At 70.3% G+C, this 18,246-nt stretch carries 21 protein-coding genes; 12 read left to right on the top strand and 9 right to left on the bottom strand.

The window, feature by feature from the left end:
* The first annotated feature begins 23 nt into the window (after positions 1-23).
* Both KIK06_RS17885 and KIK06_RS17890 read left to right on the top strand, forming a co-directional pair.
* A complete protein-coding gene (locus KIK06_RS17885) occupies positions 24-1,952 on the top strand; it encodes a fumarate reductase/succinate dehydrogenase flavoprotein subunit (protein WP_268644252.1) in 1,929 nt (642 codons plus the stop codon).
* On the top strand, positions 1,949-2,743 hold the full coding sequence (locus tag KIK06_RS17890) for a succinate dehydrogenase/fumarate reductase iron-sulfur subunit (protein WP_268644254.1): 795 nt from the start codon (positions 1,949-1,951) through the stop codon (positions 2,741-2,743). The genes KIK06_RS17885 and KIK06_RS17890 overlap by 4 nt, the downstream gene beginning before the upstream one ends.
* 59 nt (positions 2,744-2,802) lie before the next feature.
* Here the strand turns inward: KIK06_RS17890 and KIK06_RS17895 are convergent, their stop codons facing one another.
* Positions 2,803-3,339: a hypothetical protein gene (locus KIK06_RS17895; RefSeq protein ID WP_268644257.1), complete on the bottom strand. Its 537-nt coding sequence runs from the start codon at positions 3,337-3,339 to the stop codon at positions 2,803-2,805.
* 531 nt (positions 3,340-3,870) lie between these two features.
* Here KIK06_RS17895 and KIK06_RS17900 point away from each other — a divergent pair.
* Positions 3,871-4,173 (top strand): hypothetical protein, encoded by a 303-nt coding sequence (locus KIK06_RS17900; RefSeq protein WP_017597015.1) that lies wholly within the window; start codon positions 3,871-3,873, stop codon positions 4,171-4,173.
* A gap of 146 nt (positions 4,174-4,319) precedes the next feature.
* On the opposite strand, the gene KIK06_RS17905 is transcribed toward KIK06_RS17900, so the two are convergent.
* Positions 4,320-4,904, bottom strand: a complete 585-nt coding sequence (locus tag KIK06_RS17905) for an HD domain-containing protein (protein WP_268644259.1) — start codon at positions 4,902-4,904, stop codon at positions 4,320-4,322.
* Between the two features lie 64 nt (positions 4,905-4,968).
* On the opposite strand from KIK06_RS17905, the gene KIK06_RS17910 reads away from it, so the two are divergent.
* From KIK06_RS17910 to KIK06_RS17940, 7 genes are all read left to right on the top strand, one after another.
* On the top strand, positions 4,969-5,517 hold the full coding sequence (locus tag KIK06_RS17910) for a flavoprotein (RefSeq protein ID WP_268644261.1): 549 nt from the start codon (positions 4,969-4,971) through the stop codon (positions 5,515-5,517).
* Positions 5,518-5,579: 62 nt separating this feature from the next.
* Entirely contained in the window at positions 5,580-6,821 is a 1,242-nt protein-coding gene (locus tag KIK06_RS17915) for a helix-turn-helix domain-containing protein (protein WP_017597018.1), read from the top strand.
* Positions 6,822-6,905: 84 nt separating this feature from the next.
* Positions 6,906-7,133, top strand: coding sequence for a hypothetical protein (locus KIK06_RS17920; protein WP_241479543.1), 228 nt, complete (start codon positions 6,906-6,908; stop codon positions 7,131-7,133).
* The gene (locus KIK06_RS17925; protein WP_268644263.1) at positions 7,130-7,420 is read left to right on the top strand and encodes a hypothetical protein; all 291 of its coding nucleotides are present in this window, start codon (positions 7,130-7,132) and stop codon (positions 7,418-7,420) included. The genes KIK06_RS17920 and KIK06_RS17925 overlap by 4 nt, the downstream gene beginning before the upstream one ends.
* Complete coding sequence (locus KIK06_RS17930) at positions 7,417-7,635, top strand: helix-turn-helix domain-containing protein (RefSeq protein WP_017597021.1); 219 nt, start codon at positions 7,417-7,419, stop codon at positions 7,633-7,635. The genes KIK06_RS17925 and KIK06_RS17930 overlap by 4 nt, the downstream gene beginning before the upstream one ends.
* 28 nt (positions 7,636-7,663) lie before the next feature.
* Entirely contained in the window at positions 7,664-7,999 is a 336-nt protein-coding gene (locus tag KIK06_RS17935) for a hypothetical protein (RefSeq protein ID WP_017597022.1), read from the top strand.
* A gap of 253 nt (positions 8,000-8,252) precedes the next feature.
* Entirely contained in the window at positions 8,253-9,380 is a 1,128-nt protein-coding gene (locus KIK06_RS17940) for a methyltransferase domain-containing protein (RefSeq protein ID WP_268644266.1), read from the top strand.
* Positions 9,381-9,679: 299 nt separating this feature from the next.
* Here KIK06_RS17940 and KIK06_RS17945 read toward each other — a convergent pair whose 3' ends face one another.
* The gene (locus KIK06_RS17945; RefSeq protein ID WP_017597025.1) at positions 9,680-10,237 is read right to left on the bottom strand and encodes a hypothetical protein; all 558 of its coding nucleotides are present in this window, start codon (positions 10,235-10,237) and stop codon (positions 9,680-9,682) included.
* 92 nt (positions 10,238-10,329) lie between these two features.
* Positions 10,330-10,725 carry a hypothetical protein gene (locus KIK06_RS17950; protein ID WP_268644270.1) on the bottom strand — a complete coding sequence of 132 codons (396 nt, stop codon included), beginning with the start codon at positions 10,723-10,725 and terminating at the stop codon, positions 10,330-10,332.
* Positions 10,726-10,980: 255 nt separating this feature from the next.
* On the opposite strand from KIK06_RS17950, the gene KIK06_RS17955 reads away from it, so the two are divergent.
* A complete protein-coding gene (locus tag KIK06_RS17955; protein WP_083924020.1) occupies positions 10,981-11,163 on the top strand; it encodes a hypothetical protein in 183 nt (60 codons plus the stop codon).
* Between the two features lie 99 nt (positions 11,164-11,262).
* Here the strand turns inward: KIK06_RS17955 and KIK06_RS17960 are convergent, their stop codons facing one another.
* The 5 genes from KIK06_RS17960 to KIK06_RS17980 form a co-directional block, all read right to left on the bottom strand.
* Positions 11,263-13,719 (bottom strand): MMPL family transporter, encoded by a 2,457-nt coding sequence (locus tag KIK06_RS17960; protein WP_268644273.1) that lies wholly within the window; start codon positions 13,717-13,719, stop codon positions 11,263-11,265.
* A gap of 38 nt (positions 13,720-13,757) precedes the next feature.
* On the bottom strand, positions 13,758-14,417 hold the full coding sequence (locus tag KIK06_RS17965) for a TetR/AcrR family transcriptional regulator (protein ID WP_268644276.1): 660 nt from the start codon (positions 14,415-14,417) through the stop codon (positions 13,758-13,760).
* 233 nt (positions 14,418-14,650) lie between these two features.
* Complete coding sequence (locus KIK06_RS17970; protein ID WP_268644278.1) at positions 14,651-15,268, bottom strand: MBL fold metallo-hydrolase; 618 nt, start codon at positions 15,266-15,268, stop codon at positions 14,651-14,653.
* Between the two features lie 115 nt (positions 15,269-15,383).
* On the bottom strand, positions 15,384-16,376 hold the full coding sequence (locus KIK06_RS17975) for an adenylate/guanylate cyclase domain-containing protein (protein WP_017597033.1): 993 nt from the start codon (positions 16,374-16,376) through the stop codon (positions 15,384-15,386).
* 218 nt (positions 16,377-16,594) lie between these two features.
* Positions 16,595-17,458 (bottom strand): biotin--[acetyl-CoA-carboxylase] ligase, encoded by an 864-nt coding sequence (locus KIK06_RS17980; RefSeq protein WP_268644280.1) that lies wholly within the window; start codon positions 17,456-17,458, stop codon positions 16,595-16,597.
* Between the two features lie 128 nt (positions 17,459-17,586).
* On the opposite strand from KIK06_RS17980, the gene KIK06_RS17985 reads away from it, so the two are divergent.
* A complete protein-coding gene (locus KIK06_RS17985) occupies positions 17,587-18,207 on the top strand; it encodes a Uma2 family endonuclease (RefSeq protein WP_268644281.1) in 621 nt (206 codons plus the stop codon).
* Positions 18,208-18,246 lie beyond the last annotated feature (39 nt).

Here is an 18,246-nt window from a genome sequence, read left to right on the forward strand (position 1 = left end):
CCGGGGAAGGAAGACACCGGCACATGCCCTCCACAACAGAACCCGACATCACCCGGTACGGCTACGACGTCGTGGTGATCGGCGCGGGCGGAGCCGGGCTCCGCGCCGCGATCGCCGCCCGCGAGCAGGGGAAGCGCACCGCCGTCATCTCCAAGTCGCTGTTCGGCAAGGCGCACACCGTCATGGCCGAGGGCGGGGCCGCCGCCGCGCTCGGCAACGCCAACCCGGACGACGACTGGCGGACGCACTTCCGCGACACCCTGCGCGGCGGCAAGTTCCTCAACGACCCCCGCATGGCCGAACTCCACGCCCGCGAGGCGCCCGAACGCATCCTGGAGCTGGAGTACTGGGGCGCGCTGTTCGACCGCACCAAGGACGGGCTGATCAGCCAGCGCAACTTCGGCGGCCACGAGTATCCCCGCCTCGCGCACGTGGGCGACCGCACCGGCCTGGAGATGATCCGCACCCTCCAACAGCGGATCGTGGCGCTCCAGCAGGAGGACGCGGCCGAGTTCGGCGACCCGGACGCCCGGCTGCGGGTCTTCGCCGAGACCGCCGTCACCAGGCTGCTCACCGAGGGGTCCACCGACGGCGGGCCCGGTCGGATCCTCGGCGCCTTCGGGTACCGGCGCGTGGACGGCGGCTTCGTGGTCTTCGAGGCGCCCACCGTCATCCTGGCCACCGGCGGGATCGGCAAGGCGTTTCGCACCACGTCCAACTCCTGGGAGTACACCGGGGACGGGCACGCGCTCGCCCTGCGCGCCGGGGCGTCCCTCATCAACATGGAGTTCGTCCAGTTCCACCCGACCGGGATGGTCTGGCCGCCCTCGGTCAAGGGCATCCTCGTCACCGAGTCCGTACGCGGCGACGGCGGGGTGCTGCGCAACTCCGAGGGCGCCCGGTTCATGTTCGACTACGTGCCCGACGTGTTCCGGTCGCAGTACGCCGAGACCGAGGAGGAGGCCGACGGCTGGTACGACGACCCCGCGAACCACCGCAGGCCGCCCGAACTGCTGCCCCGCGACGAGGTGGCGCGGGCGATCAACAACGAGGTCAAGGAGGGCCGGGGCTCCCCGCACGGCGGCGTGTTCCTGGACGTGTCCTCACGTCTGCCCGCCGAGGAGATCCGCAGACGGCTGCCGTCCATGCACCACCAGTTCAAGGAGCTGGCGGACGTGGACATCACCGCCGAACCCATGGAGGTGGGTCCCACCTGCCACTACGTCATGGGCGGGGTGCGCGTGGACGCCGACACCGCCGCCTCCGACGTGCCCGGGCTGTTCGCGGCGGGCGAGGTCGCGGGCGGGATGCACGGGTCCAACCGGCTCGGCGGCAACTCCCTGTCCGACCTGCTCGTGTTCGGGCGGCGGGCCGGGCTCGGGGCGTGCGGCTACCTGGACGCGCCCGACCGTCCCGAGCCGCGGCGCTCCGCAGTCGACGGAGCGGTCGACCAGGCGGTCGCCGAGGCGTTGTACCCGCTCAAGCAGGGGGACGGGGTCAACCCCTACGACGTGCACGGTGAGCTCCAGGACACCATGAACGACCTGGTCGGCATCATCCGGCGCGGCCCCGAGATGGAGCGGGCGCTGGAGCGGCTGGACGAGTTGGAGGAACGGTCGCGGATCCTGAGCGCGCCCGGTGACCGGGTGTACAACCCCGGATGGCACCTGGCGCTGGCGCTGCCCAACATGATCCTGGTGTCCCGGGCGATCGCCACCGCCGCGCTGGAACGGACCGAGTCGCGCGGCGGGCACACGCGCGACGACCATCCGGACATGTCGCCGGAGTGGCGGCGGGTGAACCTGGCGGTCCGGGCGGACGGCGGCGATCAGGTCGTCCTGACCCGGCGTCCGGTCGCCGACGTGCCGCCCGAACTGCTGGCCCTGTTCGAGCGTGACGAACTGGCCAAGTACCTGACCGAGGAAGAGCTGCCCGAGGAGGAGCGGTCATGAGTGAGCGGAAGTTCCGGGTGTGGCGCGGCTCCGGCGAGGGCGGCGGCCTGACCGACTACACGGTGGACGTGCACGAGGGCGAGGTGGTGCTCGACGTGCTGCACCGCCTCCAGGCCACCCAGGCGCCCGACCTCGCCGTCCGGTGGAACTGCAAGGCGGGCAAGTGCGGGTCGTGCTCGGTGGAGATCAACGGCAGACCCCGGTTGTCGTGCATGACCCGGATGAGCGTGTTCGAGCCGGACGAGGTCGTGACCGTGACGCCGATGCGCACCTTCCCCGTCGTTCGGGACCTGGTGTGCGACGTGTCGTTCAACTATCAGAAGGCTCGGGAGATCCCGTCGTTCACGCCCGATCCCGCCACCCGCCCCGGAGACTTCCGGATGGCCCAGGAGGATGTGGAGCGGTCGCAGGAGTTCCGCAAGTGCATCGAGTGCTTCCTGTGCAACAACGTGTGCCACGTGATCCGTGACCACGAGGAGAACATGGAGCACTTCTCCGGGCCGCGGTTCCTCATGCGGGTGGCGGAGTTGGAGATGCATCCCGAGGACACCGCGGACCGGAGGAAGATCGCGCAGGACGAGTTCGGGATGGGGTACTGCAACATCACCAAGTGCTGCACGGAGGTGTGCCCGGAGGGGATCCACATCACCGACAACGCGCTGATCCCGCTCAAGGAGCGGGTGGTGGACCGCAAGTACGACCCGCTGGTGTGGCTGGGGTCGAAGATCGGCGTGCGTCCCAAGGACACCCCGATCGTGCCGAACACCCGGCGGCCCGCCGACGAGGGCTGATGTCCGGTTCCCTGTGGGGCGGCGGTGTCGTCCGCCGCCCCACCCGGTTTGTTCCCGGATCAGTCGGCGGGCACGAGGGGGCGCAGTCCGGAGCGTTGGGCGTGCCAGGTGCGGACGAGGCTGGCGAGTTCGTCGAACTCCCCCGGTTCCCGGGTCGGCGGGGCGGCGAGCAGATCGCCTTCGGGGGCCGGGCGCGGGGCGGGAACCCTCGGGGGCGCGGGCACGGGGGCCGCGTGTTTGGGGGTGTAGGCGGGGTTCACCACCCGGGGGCCGTCGGCGGTCGGCTGGGTCGTGCGGGCGCGCAGGCGGCGGGCGGGGTGTGCGTCCGCGTAGGCGAGTTCGCGCTCGTGGGCGAGGAGGTAGGGCCGGATGAAGGCGGCGTCCCTGACCGGAGGGGTCGGGCGCGGCGCGGGAGGGACACTGACCTGCGGGGGATCGGGCGTCGGCTCGGGGGTGATCGGGGCGGGCGTCGGCGCGTAGGGGCGGACCCGGGTGGAGCGGCGACGGCGGGCGCTGTGACGGCCGCGCGCGGGAGCGAGGAGGGCTTTGGCGGTCTCCAGGGCAGACCTGAGGACCGCACGACTAGAATCAGTCATGTCGGCAAGTCCTTGCTGTAAAGATCGAAGTTGCTGACCACGACCCCGGGCGGTTTCCTACCGTCGCGGGGTCTTCGTCGTATGGAGTTGTGTTCGCAAAGAAGAGTAGGGCACCCGGGGCTCGGTGGCGAACGTTTTCGGGAAACAGGACCTACCGACCACCAGGTTTCGTGTTTGCGCAGCTCAGGCCAATACTCGAAAAGAACCAGGTCGGTTCGCGCACATCACGCCAAATACCCTCTTTGCCCGAAATAAGAGCATCGAACCTTATGGCACAACACCGGCGGAACACCCACTCCGCAGCCAAAAGAACATTGCCGGAACGAGAATCATTCTGCACCAGCAATCACTTCCTCGGGGAATATGCGGCACCCACCCCCACAATCGTGTTACATTTCATTCGCATCGCGCGATCACTTCCGGCCGAGAATGACTCGGAGCGAACGCCGTCGCCGGTGCGGGTTGATCTCCGCACACTATTCGACCTGCGGCGAACAACCCGACACGACCGTACCGAGGAAGGAATTCATCGTGAGCCTGATCCAGACCGGCAAGATCGACCTGAACTCCACCGACGCGGTGGAAACGACCGCCGGCGAGACCGCTACCTTCACCCGAGTCACCTTCCCCACGCCGTTCCCGGAGGGCGCGGAGGTCGTCGTGCTGCCGCTCACCCAGACCTTCAACGGCCCGCAGACACCGGGCATCCGCATCCATGACGTGAACCGCGAGGGCTTCCTGATCCGCCTGAACGAGGTGTTCATCGACAACAACACCCAGAGCGACGGCAAGCACAACACCGAGACCATCGGATGGCTCGCCACGACCGTCTGACACGCGCGCCACCCGAGCGCGGCGGTTTCTCCTCCGCCTCAAAAAAGGGCCGCCCCGACCGGGGCGGCCCGCTGTCGCACACCTTATTTCCACCGCAGCCAAAAACGAATCCAGAACGGAAATGGAATCCGCGCACAGGGCGGTTCCTACAGCGGTGGTTTCGCGTCCCGCGCCTCATGCATCCACGCCAGCGATGACCGCTCCAACGCAGCCTTCGCCAACCGCTGTGCCGACGCGGTCCTCAACGCCGCCAACGACGAATCCACCCACGCCCGCGTGTCCGTGCCCCGCTGCTGGTACTCCACCGCCTGCAACAGGCACTCCAGCTTGTCGGCGTCCTTCGCGCACGCCGACTCCGGAGATTCCTTCGCCTCGTACTCGGCCACCGCGCCGCTGACCATGTCAGCCACCACCTCAGGCAAATCCGCGACCTGGTCGGCGGTCACCGACTCGGGCGGTGCCGCCTTCAGATACCGCTTCCCGATGTAGGGCACGTCCATCGTGCGGGTCTCCTGCGTGTCATGGAACAACGCCAGGAACGCCGCCCGCTCCGGGTTCGCGCCCTCCATCGACGCGAGCACCGCCGCGACGACCGCCGTCCGGTGCGAGTGGTCCGCGATCGACTCCGCGTCAGGTACCCCGGCGATCACCCACCCGGTGCGCTTGTACCGCTTGAGCAGGCCGATCTCGTACAGGAAATCCACAGTGGGGGTGTCCTGCTCGTCTGCCATCAGAGGCCTCTCTAGCTTCGGTGGGTCATCCTGCCGCCCACGCCCTGACACCTACGCTGCCCGCATGGCGAAAACCCTCTACCTCGTCGTCTCCGGCGCCTCCGCCCCCGAAGGCGTACCCGATCTCGTGCGCCGACTGCAAAGCGACGGCTACACGGTGGTCTGCCTGTCCACTCCCGTCGGCACGAGGTTCCACGCCCCTGACGAACTGGAGAAACTGACCGGCGAACCCGTCCGGGTCGAGTACCGGATGCCCGGCACCGGCAAGAGCCTCCCACCCGCCGACCTCGTCGTGGCGTGCCCGCTCACCTTCAACAGCGTGAACAAGTTCGCCAACGGCCACGCCGACAACTTCGCGATCGGGCTTCTGTGCAAAATGGTCGGTTACAACGTGCCCACCATCGTCGTCCCCCACTGCAAACCACAACTCGCCGCACATCCGGCGTTCCAACGGTCGCTCGACACCCTCAGAGACATCCCCGCCGTCACACTCGTCTACGACCACGACGCCCCCTACGAGTCCCGCCTCCCCACCTGGGAACACCTACTGCGAGCCATCCGGGACACCATGGACAGGCCGCCCTCGTCGGTCACGGACCGATCGCACCCCTGACACGGCGAAGGCCCCAACGTAGGCTGAGCGGTGCGACCAACTCAGACAGGATGAGGCCCGATATGCGCGAGCCCGCCCCCACTCCTGACAGCCCGGATCTCTCCTTCGGGCAGCGCCTGAAGATCCAACGCACGCGCCGAGGCATGACTCGTGAGGTTCTCGCCGGGCTCGTCGGTAAATCCGCGAGCTGGGTCAAGGCCGTGGAGAACGGCCGCCTCCAAACCCCGAAACTCGCCATTCTCCTCCGGCTCGCCGAAGCACTCCGCCTCCGGGACCTGTCCCAGCTCACGGGCGACCAGTCCATGCCCATCTCGCTGTTCACCGGCCCCGGGCACACCCGGCTGCCCGCAGTGCGGACCGCGATCAACGCCATGCCCGCCCTCACCCAGCGCGAAGCACCCCCTGTGGAACACCTTCGCGCCCGCCTCACCCACGCGTGGTCAGCTCGGCACTCCTCCCCCAACCACCGAGAAGTGCTCGGACAACTCCTCCCGGACCTGATCGAGGACGCGCAGCTCGCCGCCCACCAGGTAGACGACCGCACCACACGCAGGGCCGCGCAAGCCGTCCTCTCCGAGGTCTACGCCCTGGCTCAGTTCTTCATCGCCTACCAGCCCGCCCAGGACCTCCTCTGGCGGGTGGCCGAACGCGGCATGGTCGCCGCGCAGGACTCTGGGGACCTGCACGCCATCGGTGTCGCCTCCTGGCTCATGGCCCAGGCCCACCGGGACGCCGGAGACTGGGACGCCGCCGACGTCGTCACCTCCCAGACCCTGGCGCTCCTCGGCCGGTACACGGATGTCGCCAGAACCGACGTCGCGGCGATCCACGGCGCGACCCTGTTCGAGGACGGGTACACCGCCGCCAGACGAGGTGAGATCGGCACCGCGTGGGGCCGATGGGACGCGGCCAACGCCGTCGCCGAACGCCTACCCGCCTCGTACTATCACCCGGTGACGAGCTTCTCCCGCGCGATCATGGGCGCGCACGCCGTCACGATCGCCGTGGAGCTCCGCGCTGGGGGAGAGTCGGTACGTCAAGCCGATCGAGCGTCGGAGGCACCCATCCCGTCCCGGCCGCGCCGTGCCCGCCACGAGATCGAACAGGCACGCGCCTACCACCTCGACGCACAACCCGAGGCCGCGCTCCGGGTCCTGGAAGCCGCGCACGAGGCCGCCCCCGAGACGATCCGCTACAACGGGTACGCCCGCCGCATCCTGCTCGAAGAACTCGACGAGCGGGACGGACGACGACAGCGGCGCGTCTCGGTGCTGGCGGAGAAGATGGGGCTGCTCACAGTCTGACATCGAGGGGGCACATTTTGTGCCCTTCCCCGCGCGGTATGACTCCTACGGTCGTCTCACCCCGACATCCCCGAGGTGAGGCCGATGACCTGTCAACGCGTGGCGCCACCCGACGCGCCACGGATGACGAACGACTCCGACCGTCGCGTCGCCGCGTTCCGCCGGGACTTCCCCGGGTGGACGGCGTGGGAGGCCGACGGCTCCTGGCGGGCCCTGCGCGTCGACGGCCGCGACGGGCTGGTCGGCCTGACCGCCGCCTCTCTCACCGAACTCCGGATGAGGCTCGCCGAAGCGCTGCGGGTCGCCTCATGAGCGCGAGAGCCGACCTCGCCCGCCTCCGGGCCGAGTACGGGGACCGGTACTGGATCCGGTGCACGGAGCACACCTGGATCGCCACCGACCGGGCCCCGCACACGACCACCGAACCGACGCTCATGGCGGACACCCCGGGCCAGCTCGCCAAGAAGCTGGCCAGCCCGGGGCCGTGCGTCGGCATGCCGTTCCCGACCGGGGTGTACGGGGCCGACCCGCAGGCGGCCCCGATCGCCCCCGCGCCGCGCACCCCCGACTCCCGCCCGGGAAAGGCACCACGACGATGACCGCCGAGCACGGCTCCGCCCCGGCCGCCGGAACCCTCATAACGCCGAACGAGGTCGCCGCCCTCTTCCGGGTTCACGCCAGCACTGTCGTCCGCTGGGCCAGGGAGGGCCACCTGACCAGCCTCACGACGCCGACCGGACGCCACCGTTTCCCCGCCGAACACGTCCACGCCCTCCTCACTCGGGAGGCCCGCACCGGCACTGAGCGCCCCTGACCCGCCCACGAACGACCAGGAGCCACCCGTGCCCCACGCAACCCGGCAGGACCACGCGCCCCTCCCCCGACGGGTCCGCCGTTCCGCACCGCTCGCCACCGTCCGCCCCCTCGCGGTCCACCCGTACGGCCGAGCGAACACCACCGGCCCCGACGATCTGTCGGACCTGGCCGAGGCCGTCCGAACCCTCCTCCGTCACCGCCCCGACCTCGCCCACCCCACCCCCACGACCGGGAGGACACCACCCATCACCGACCTGCTCATCTCCCTGGCCGAGGTCCACCGGCTCGCCCTGACCATCGACGCCGACAAGGAGGCGGCCGACATCGCCCGCCTTGTCGGCACCCTCCGCACCAATCCCTGAACCGGCCAGGGGCCCACGCCTACCCACGCCCGCCCCGGGACACACACCGCAGACCATTCCCGGCCAACGCTCTGACTCAGCGTGCTGATCGAGTTACCGTCATCTCAATCCTTCCCCTCACCCCCGCGGAGGCCCTGATGGGCAAACACGAGGACAACTCCACCAGCGACGGACACAAGCCCGACCGCCCGATCCCGCCACCAACCCCCGATGACGGCGGCAGCGGAGACGGAAAGCACGAGCGCGACGACAAATGACCAGCGCCGAAGACCTCCGGTCCCGCCTCGTCGAGGAGGTCAGCCCCTCCTCAACCTGGCGGGACACCTTCATGCGGGTACCTCGCCACCACTTCGTCCCCGACCGGATCTGGGTCGAGAGCGAGGATGACCTGACGCCCCTCACCAGGGTCGAAGATCCTGAGGCGTGGTTACGTGCCTGCTACAGCGACAGGCCGCTCATCACCCAGATCGACGACGGTGACGCGACCAGGCGCGGATACCGGTCCTCCTCGGCGTCCATGCCGAGCATCGTGGCGATGATGTTGGAAGCCGCCGATCTCGCCGCTGGGCACCGAGTGTTGGAGATCGGTACTGGGACCGGGTGGAACGCCGCCCTACTCGCCGACAAGGTCGGCCGTGGGAACGTGACGTCGGTGGAGATCGACCCGGCCGTGGCCAGGCAGGCAGAGGAGGCCCTTGCTGGCTCTGGCGTTCACGTGGTCACTGGGGATGGTGAGAAGGGCTATCCGCCTGACGCTCCCTACGACCGAGTACTGGCGACCGCCGCCGTCCAGCGTGTTCCCTACGCGTGGGTCGAGCAGACGTCGCCTGGCGGCCGCGTCGTCACCCCTTGGGGGACCAGTTTCCACAACGGCACGCTGCTTCGGCTCCAGGTGGAGGCGGACGGGACCGCGTCCGGGCGGTTCGGCGGGAACGTGGGGTTCATGTGGGTGCGCGGTCAGCGGACGCCACACGGCTCCCTCGAAGACCGCGTTCGCCCCGAGCACGAGTACACCGAGACATCCACGGACCTGCACCCGTACGAGCCGATCAGCGACTTCGACGCGAGCTTCGCGATCGGACTGCGGGTACCCGGTATGAAGGACCTGTTGGTCTTCGATGACGACGTCCCTGGCAACCCGAACTACACGGTGTACCTGATGGATCCCGGTTCGGGTTCCTGGGCCTCGTGGCGTGTTCAGCCTGGCCCCCATGACTACAGGGTTCGGCAACACGGCCCGCGCCGCCTCTTCGACGAGCTGGCCGAGGCGTACTCCTGGTGGCGGAAGGCGGGCCGCCCGGAACACACCCGTTTCGGCGTGACCGTGACCCCCGAGGGTCAACGGGTCTGGTTGGACGCCCCCGGAAACCTCGTTTCCTGAACGGAGCCGCCCCGATGACCGAACCGCACGAGGACGCCTGGAGACCGCTGGCCCGCGAGTTGGTCCATTCGCCTGCCCGCACCCGCGTCCCACCGCTAACCTTCCGTGCTCTCGCCCCCTGAGAGAAGAGGCCCTGTGGAGCCGCTGCCCGAGCGCCCGCTCACGCTGGCCGGAATCCAGACGTACGTGGCGGAGATGGAGGTCGAGCGCGGAGCGGGACAAGGAGCTGGTCAACGCCGAGCGCACCTGGAACCGACCCTCTCCTCCTGGAGATCGAGGTGACCGCCCCGCGCGACGCCTCACTCCCCGGCGTACAGGTCGGGGCGCGCGGTGCGCAGGATCTGCGACAGATTCTCGTACTGCGCCCTGTCCAACCCGATCCGAATCTTCCTCCAGTCGAGGAGGACCCACGTCGGGTACCGCTCTTGGGCCAGGGCACCGGTCAGTTCGATGTCGACGAGATAGCTGGTCCCGTAGCGGCTGCGGATCACCTCCCTGCTGATCCGCGTCACACGTGACCAGGCGAAGTGCGTGGTACGCCCCCGGAACCACCACTTCGACTCCTGGACGAGCGTGATCCCGGCCCCGTCCACGGCCACCCCCTGGCGGGTCGAGTAGCGCGGCGCCATGTGCAACAGCGCCCAGCACAGCGGCACGAGGATCACCAACAGGACGAAGGGAAACGCGTTCGACCCCGGGAGCCCGGTCACCACCGCGTCGACCGCCAGCACGGCCATGAGGATCGTGACGCCGACACACCCTCCCGTCCAGGCGAGCCACTCCCAGGCGAGCCGCCACCGCATGTCCACCCAGTGGGAGGGGCCGGATTCCGGCGTCATGGGGGACTCGTGCGGCATGGGGCGGTCCTTCCTGGGCGGAGGGCGGATGGGTGGCGTCCCAGTATCCGACGTGGTCCGCGGGTCCCCGGTTCCGGAAGCGACCGGCTCCCTCAGCGCCCCCGCACCAACGCGGCGTGTCCCCTCAGCTGGACCGAGGCGGCGAGTTCCGTCCGGAGCGCGTACCGGAACGGCCCGCCGGGGGTTCCGGGCGCCCAGCCCTCGCTCAGGGCCGCGCGAACGGCCTCGGCCACGCGGGCCGGGGTGACGGGCTCCGGGTCACGGCCCTCCGACGGCGGGCCGAAGGGGCAGCAGCCGTCACCGGAGGGACGCGGATGGTCGAGCGTGACCACCAGCGGGTGTCCGGGGGTGTCGACGGCCTCCACCGCGAAACCGAACCGTCCGTGGGCCCGGGCCAGCTCCGCGCGCGTGGGACGGGCCCGCACCCGCCAGCGGTAGGCGACACCGTCGACGGTGATGCGACGGGTGCCCTTGCGCGGCATGGTCATGTGTGTCCTCCCGGGTCGGTGTGCGGCCAACCTACGGGGACTCCAACACCGCGCGCCACGGGTTTTCGCGTCCGCGGAAGCCCCGTCCCCTCCACTGGTCCGGATACCCGCCCAGCCGTGGACGTCCGCCGACCCGGCCCATGGCGCGCGGCTCCCTCCGTCCCCGTGTGGAATCGGGTCGCGGGGGTAGTGCTCATGGTTTGGGGGCCGGGCGACCGGCGCTCGGTGTTCGCCCCCAGGAACGAGAGGAACCGGATGGCGACCAGAGATCGTGTGCACCTGACCATCACACTGATCACACTCGTGGCACTGATCTGCACCACCGCCCTCGGCGGTGTGACCTGGCTGGTCGCCCTGCTCTGGGTTCTGTGGCTGGTGGGAGCGGTCGTGTCCACGGGGGTGGCGCGGGCGTGGAGGCGCAGGGAGAGGGAGGGCTGAGCCACGGGCCGGGGTCTCCCGACGTTCTCGATGCCACGACACGCCCCCGCCGGTGCGACCGTGACGGCCGCTCCGACGGGGGCGGGTGTCCCTGGCGGGTTACGAGCCGACCGTGGTGCCGACGGGCTCGGGGGTCTCCTCCTCCCGACCGGAGTCCGGGGTGTGCACCCGCTCCAGGCGGGCCCCCTCCACGTCGACGTCCGGCAGGATCCGGTCCAACCAGCGCGGCAGCCACCAGGCCTTGTCACCGGCCAGGTGCAGCAGCGCGGGGATCAGCGTCAGCCGCACCGCGAACGCGTCCACCAGGACGCCGAACGCCAGGGCGAAGCCCACCGGCCTGATCATGGTGGTGTGGGAGAAGATGAACCCCGCGAACACCGAGATCATGATGACCGCGGCCGCCGTGACCACCGCGCGCCCGGCGATCAGCCCCTTCTGGACCGCCGACCGCGCCGGCGCCCCGTGGACGTACGCCTCACGCATCCCCGACCCCAGGAACAGCATGTAGTCCATCGCCAGCCCGAACAGGATGCCGACCATGATCGTCGGCAGGAAGCTCAGCACCGGGCCGGGGCTGTCGACGCCGAACACGCCGCCCAGCCACCCCCACTGGTAGATGGCCACCACGCCGCCGAGCGCGGCGGCGAAGGACAGCACGAACCCGAGCGTGGCCACGACCGGCACCAGGAGCGACCGGAACACCACGAGCAGGATGACCAGTGAGAACCCCACGACCACCGCGAGGTAGCCGGGCAGGGCGTCGCTGAGCTTGTCGGAGATGTCGATGTTGCCGCTCGCGGTCCCCGCCACGCCCAGCTCCGCGCCGTCGTCGAACGGGTCCAGTCCGCGCAGCTCGTGGACGAGCGCCTCGGTCGACTCGCTCGACGGCCCCTCGGTCGGCACGACCTGGAAGACGGACACGCTCCGGTCGTCGGACAGCGCCACGGGCGCGACGGCCGCCACCGCGTCCTGGTCGGCGATCTCCTCGGCGACCCTCAGCTGCTGCCCGGCGGCCTCCTCCTCGTCCTGCGACCCCGGCAGGTCCGCCACCACGACGAGCGGGCCGTTGGCCCCCGCTCCGAACGCCTCGTCCACGGCCGTGTAGGCGCGGTACTGGGTGGAGTCGTGCGCCTCGCTGGATCCGTCCGGAAGCCCCAGACGCAGGTCGAGCGCGGGCACGGCGACCACCAGCAGCGCGCCGGTCACCAGCACGACCTTGACCAGGGCGCCCAGGGTGCGCATCGGGCGCGCCGTGGCCTCGTCGTGCCCGGCGGTGGCCGCCCCCGCCGAGGCCCGCTCCTTACGGGAGAGGATGCGCCCGCCCACCAGCGACAGCAGCGCCGGGGTGAGGGTCACCGCCACCAGGACCGCGACAGCGACGGCGAGGGCCCCGACGTTCCCCATCATCCCGAGGAAGTCGATGCCGGTCAGGTTGAGTCCGAGCAGCGCCACGAGCACCGTGGCACCGGCGAACACCACGGCGTTGCCCGCCGTGCCGTTGGCCAGGGCGATCGACTCCCGGATGTCGAGTCCGCCCCGTGCCTGGCGGCGGTGCCGGTGGATGATGAACAGCGCGTAGTCGATCCCGACCGCCAGGCCGAGCATCATGCCCAGGATCGGTGTCACCGACGACATGGCCACCAGGTCCGACAGCGCCAGCGCGGCCAGCAGTGCCACGCCCACGCCGACGAGCGCCTGCACGAGCGGGAGTCCGGCGCCGACCAGGGTGCCCAGCATGATGACGAGGACGACCGCGGCCACGGCGAGGCCGACCGCCTCACCCACGCCGAAGAGCTCGGGGGCGGTCATGGCGACGTCGGAGCCGAACTCGGTGTCAACGCCGGGGATCTCCTCGAAGGCCGCGATGACCTCGTCCTTGGTCTCCTGGGCGATCTCGTTCTGTTCCTCGGTGAAGGCCACCGTGACCAGGGCGGTGGCGCCGTCCTCGGACACCATGCGGATGCCGTCGGACAGTTCGAGGAGGCGGGCGCCCTCCTCCAGGTTCTGCTCGCCCTCCTCCAGTTCGGCGAGATTGCCTTCGAGTTCGGTGATCTGCGGGTCGAGCTGGGGGGCGACGGCGTCGAGTGTCCCCGCCGCCTCCGCCTGCTCGCGGGCGGTCTCCAGTTCGCCCAGCCCGGCTTCGATCTCCTCGCGGCCGCCCGTGATCTCGGCGCGGCCCTCGTCGATCTCCTCCCGTTGCGCCTCGCGCCGCGCCTCGATCGCGAACGGGTCGGCGGCGGACTCGACGCCGTCGACCCCCTCGGCCTCGTCGAGGCGGTCGAGGACGTCGGAGCGCTGCTCGTCGGTGAAGGGTTCTCCGTCCTGGGTGCGCAGGACGATGGTGCCGCTGCCGCCGCCCATACCGGAGAACTCGTCGGCGAGCCGGTCGCTGACCTCCGAGGTCGGGGTGCCGGGGAGGGAGAAGGTCTCCTCCAGTTCCCCGGCGAAGAGTGCGTAGGCTCCCGCGGCGGCCAGGAGGGCGGCCAGCCACAGGGCGATCACGGTCCACGCGCGTCTGGCGGCGGCGCGGCCGAGTCGGTAGAGCAGTTCTGCCATGGGTGGTCTTCCCGTGTCGTGGTGGGGTGGGGTGGGTGTCAGGCGGAGCCGTCGGAGCCGCGGCCGAACCCGTCGCGCAGGGTGGCGAACAGGCGTTCCTGGAAGCCGTTCCAGACCTGTCGGGACTCGGGGGTGTCGACCCCGCCCGTGGCCTGGTCCCAGTGGTGGAGTACGGCCATGAGGCCGGCGATGACCGAGGCGACCAGCACGTGCACGTCGAAGGGGTCGACGTCGGTGTGGTGGCTTTCCAGGGTTCGTGCCAGGGACGCGCTGAACTCGTTCATCACCCGGTCCACCAGAACCAGTTCCCTGCCGCAGAGGTCTCGACGGCGACCGCCGAGGATCCCGGTCATGTAGGTGATGGTGGAGAGCAGGTCGGTCTCGCGCAGGGCGTCGGCGAACTGGTCGGCCATCGACCCCCCGCCGCTCGCGGCCCGGGCCTCCAGACTGCGGCGGAAGGTCTCGGTCAGGTCGCTGACCGCCTCGCCGCACACCTCCATGACGACGTCGTCCAGGGACGCGAAGTGGTTGAACACGGTCCGCCTGGCCACGTCCGCCCGTGCCGCCAGTTCGTCGACGGTGAAGGTCGGCCCGCCCCGCTCGTCGATGAGTTCCGCGGCCGCGTTGATGATCGCCCGGCGGTGCCGGGCCTTGAGCGCTTCGCGGCGGTTCGTGGTGGACGGTGGATTGTCGGCCATGACGTCACACTAGGAGCTTATTGCACCGCAGTGCACCGATGCACTGAGTGCAATGAATCACATCGGTTTCCGCCGGGACGCACGGGTCGCGCGGTAGGAAGGCTCCGCCCCGGCCGGAGGGCATGCGGAAAACCCCGCACCGGGAGCGGTACGGGGTTCAGGGGAAAGGGATCAGAGGCGGGGTGCGGGGTCCGCGGTGTCGGGCCGGTGCCGCGCCACGGGTTGTCGCGGCCTCAGAAGCCCCGCTTCGCCCACTCGTCCAGGTGCTCGGCGGCCTCGGCGACGGTGGTCGACTCACCGTGTCCGGGGTGCACGACGGTCTCCGGCGGCAGGCCGACCAGGTGGTCGCGGATGGAGGCGATGATCGTCGGGAAGTCCGAGAACGGCTGCCCCGTGGCGCCCGGCCCGCCGGGGAACAGCGTGTCCCCGCTGAACAGCGTCCCGATCTCCGGTGCGTACAGGCAGACCCCGCCGGGCGTGTGCCCCGGGGTGTGCAGGACGCGCAGCTCCACTCCCCCGGCGACGAGGGTCTCCCCGTGCAGGAGCGGGGCGTCCGGCTCGCGGTTCGGGTACACCTGGTGCCACAGTTCGGCGTCGTCGGGGTGCAGCAGGATCGGGGTGTCGGTGAGGTCGGCCAGGGCGACCGCCGCGTTCACGTGGTCGCTGTGCCCGTGGGTGCACACGATCGCCATGAGCTCGCGGTCGCCCAGGCCCCGGGCGATGCGCTCGTGGTCGTGGGCTGCGTCGATCACGACGGCGGTGTCGGCGTCGCCGACGATCCACACGTTGTTCTCGACGTCGAAATCACTGCCCTCCAGGCTGAAGACGCCCGAGGTGCGCAGTCTCTCCACGGGAGGAGGGGCACTCGACAAGGCTCACATCCTGTCTGCGTCGCGGGCCGACTCTGTGTGGCAGCCTATCCCCCGGCCCGGTCGGGCACGCGGCGTTTTCCGGGGGGCCGCGCCGTCAGTGGCCGCCCGGCTCGAAGTCGCGGCGCAGGGTGTAGGGCTGGATGAGGCCGAGGCCGTGCGCGTGGCGGGCCCTCACCTTCACCACCTGGAGCCCCTCCTCCCCCGTGAGGCTCTCGGCGAGGTTGTCGTCGATGAGGACGGTGCCGGGGCGGGCGAAGGAGGTCAGGCGGCTGGACCGGTTGACCGTCGTGCCGAACACGTCCCCGTGCAGGGTGAGGACGGGGCCGTAGGCGACACCGACCCGGACGTCGGGGACCTCCACGTGCGTCTTGACGCCGGAGGCCAGGCGCAGGGCGATGTCCGCGGCCTCGCGCGGGGAGTCGGCGACGTAGAGCACCTCGTCACCGAGGGTCTTGACGACGCGCCCGCCCCCGGAGGCGACGATGTCGGCGGCGGTGGCCTCGAAGCCCTCGACCACCTCGGCCAGCTCGACCTCGTCCAGCTCGCGGCTGAGCGTGGTGAAGGAGACCAGGTCCGCGAAGCCGACGATGAGCGGGTAGTAGTTGGGGACGATGTCGTTGTTGCTGGACATCACCGCCAGGGTGCGCGCCGTGGAGGCGGCCAGCTGGCGCCGCCAGATGTGCAGCAGGAGCCGCTCCACGTCGGGCAGGAGCTCCTTGACCTGGTTCATCAGCGGGCTGGCGGCGGAGTCGTCGCCGTCCTTGAAGATGAGCGTGCTGAGGATGCTCGTCTGCCAGTCGGCGAGGCGGGCCATGGTCTGGCCCATCGCGCGGGCGAAGCGGACGACGCCCTCCTCGTCCAGGACGCCCTCCTCCAGGAGGGAGTTGGCGATGCGCAGGGCCTCGACGTCGCTCTCGGCGAAGACGACGGAGTCCTCGCCGTGGGTCGGGAAGCCGAGGGCGCGCCAGACGCGGCCCGCGAGTTCGGGGTCGGCTCCGGAGAGCTCGACCGCCTGCTCCCTGGTGTAGACCGGTTCACCGCCGAGCAGGGCGGACTCGATCGCTTTCGGGTCGGGACGCGACGGCATACGTTCTCTCTCAGACCATCCCCGCGTGTACGGGGAACCAGCAGTTCGCCACTGGGCCGACGGTGCGGCGCTCGGTTCGTTCCGGCGGTTCCTCTCCAGCTTACGCCCGGAGCCTCGGCCGACCAGGGCCGGATGAGGCCCCGTCCTCCGCTGGGACGCGGACTGAACCGACAACGTTCCACACCCCCGCCGCGTTCCCCAGGGGTGGGATCACCCGGTCAGGAACCGGGCCGGACGTGGACGACGTCGCCCGCGCTGAGCTCCCGCCCGCCCTTGGGCCCCTCCACCACGAGCCTGGCGTGGGCGTCGACACCGGTCGCCGTGCCCTCCAGCAGTTCCTCACCGGGAAGGTGGACGCGCACCCGGCGCCCCAGGGTGACGCACATGCCCCGGTAGGCGTCGGCCAGCCCACTGGCCTCGGCGTCACCGTCGGCGGCCGACCACACGGTGTACAGCTCCTCGAACCCGCCCAGGACGGCGCCGAGCAGCGCGGAGCGGTCCAGGTCCGCGGCGCCCTCGCCGCGCAGGGAGACGGCGGTGTCCACGGGGAGTTCGGCGCGGGTTTGTGAGACGTTCACGCCCATGCCGACGACGACGGCCGGGGCGTCGGGGTCGGAGAAGTCGGCCTCGGAGAGGATGCCCGCGAGCTTGCCGTCGGCGGTCGCGCCCTCGGCGCGGACCTCGGCGGGGACGATGACGTCGTTGGGCCACTTCAGCGCGGCGGGGACTCCGGTCACCCGGCGGACCGCGCCGACCGCGGCCACCCCCATGAGCATGGACAGCCAGCCGAGGGTGTCCGCGGGGACGGTGGTGCGCAGGAGGACGGAGAAGGTGAGCGCGGCGCGGTCGGGGGTGGTGAAGCCGCGCCCGAGGCGGCCGCGCCCGGCGGTCTGGTGCTCGGTGGCCAGCACGCTGCCGTGCGGCGCCCCGGCCCTGGCACAGGTGAGCAGTTCGGTGTTGGTGGAGCCCACGGCCGGGAGGACGTCGACGCCGTGCCACATCCCGCCGGGGCGTGCCAGGGCGGCGTTGAGCGCGGTCGGGTCGAGCGGCGGGCGCGGGAGGTCGTCGGTGTCGTGGGCCATGCGCCCATTACAGCAGCGCCGGAACCGCTGTGGAAAACTCCGCGCTGTGGAGGACCACCGGTTACCCTGAAACCAGCACATCGGTGATGACGCGTTGCTACGTTCAGCTACCGGAGGTGGCGCGACAGATGAGTATCGCGGAAGCGGAAGCGGAAACCGAGACAGTGACCGCCGTACCGTCCTACTGGGACGTCGTCTTGCGCGCTTGGGAAGAGCTGGACCTGCCCGAGGGGTGGCGGGCCGAGATCATCGAAGGCGACATCAGGATCATGACTCCCCCCAAGTACGATCACAACGTCATCGTCTCCAGGATCCAGAGGGAGATCTACCGCGAGATCCTGCGCCCGGGCAGCCAGCTTCCGGAGGCAGAGCTTCATCAGGCCCAGGACATTCGGGTCCCGCGCATTGGCAGTCTGTACATCCCGGATCTGATGGTTCTCCCTGAGACGGCCTCTGATCCCAACGCTGAGAATCCGGCTGCTGAAGCGATTCTCGTGGTCGAGGTGACGTCCAAGAGCACCGCGGAAAAGGACCGCAAGGCCAAGCTGTGGGGATACGCGCACGCCGGGATCCCCCTCTACCTGCTGGTCGACCGCTGGGATCCGCAGACGGGCAAGGGCGAGGTCACCCTCTTCTCCGAGCCCGAGAACGGCCGGTACACCTCGGCGACGAAGGTCCCCTTCGGCAAGGAGATCCACCTTCCCGAACCGTTCGGCGTCACGCTGGACACCGCGGAGTTCCCGGCCTGACCCCGAGCACGAACGACCGCGCCCCCGCACCCTGGCCTC

The sequence above is a fragment of the Nocardiopsis sp. EMB25 genome (genome assembly GCF_026797795.1).
GTDB lineage: Bacteria > Actinomycetota > Actinomycetes > Streptosporangiales > Streptosporangiaceae > Nocardiopsis > Nocardiopsis lucentensis.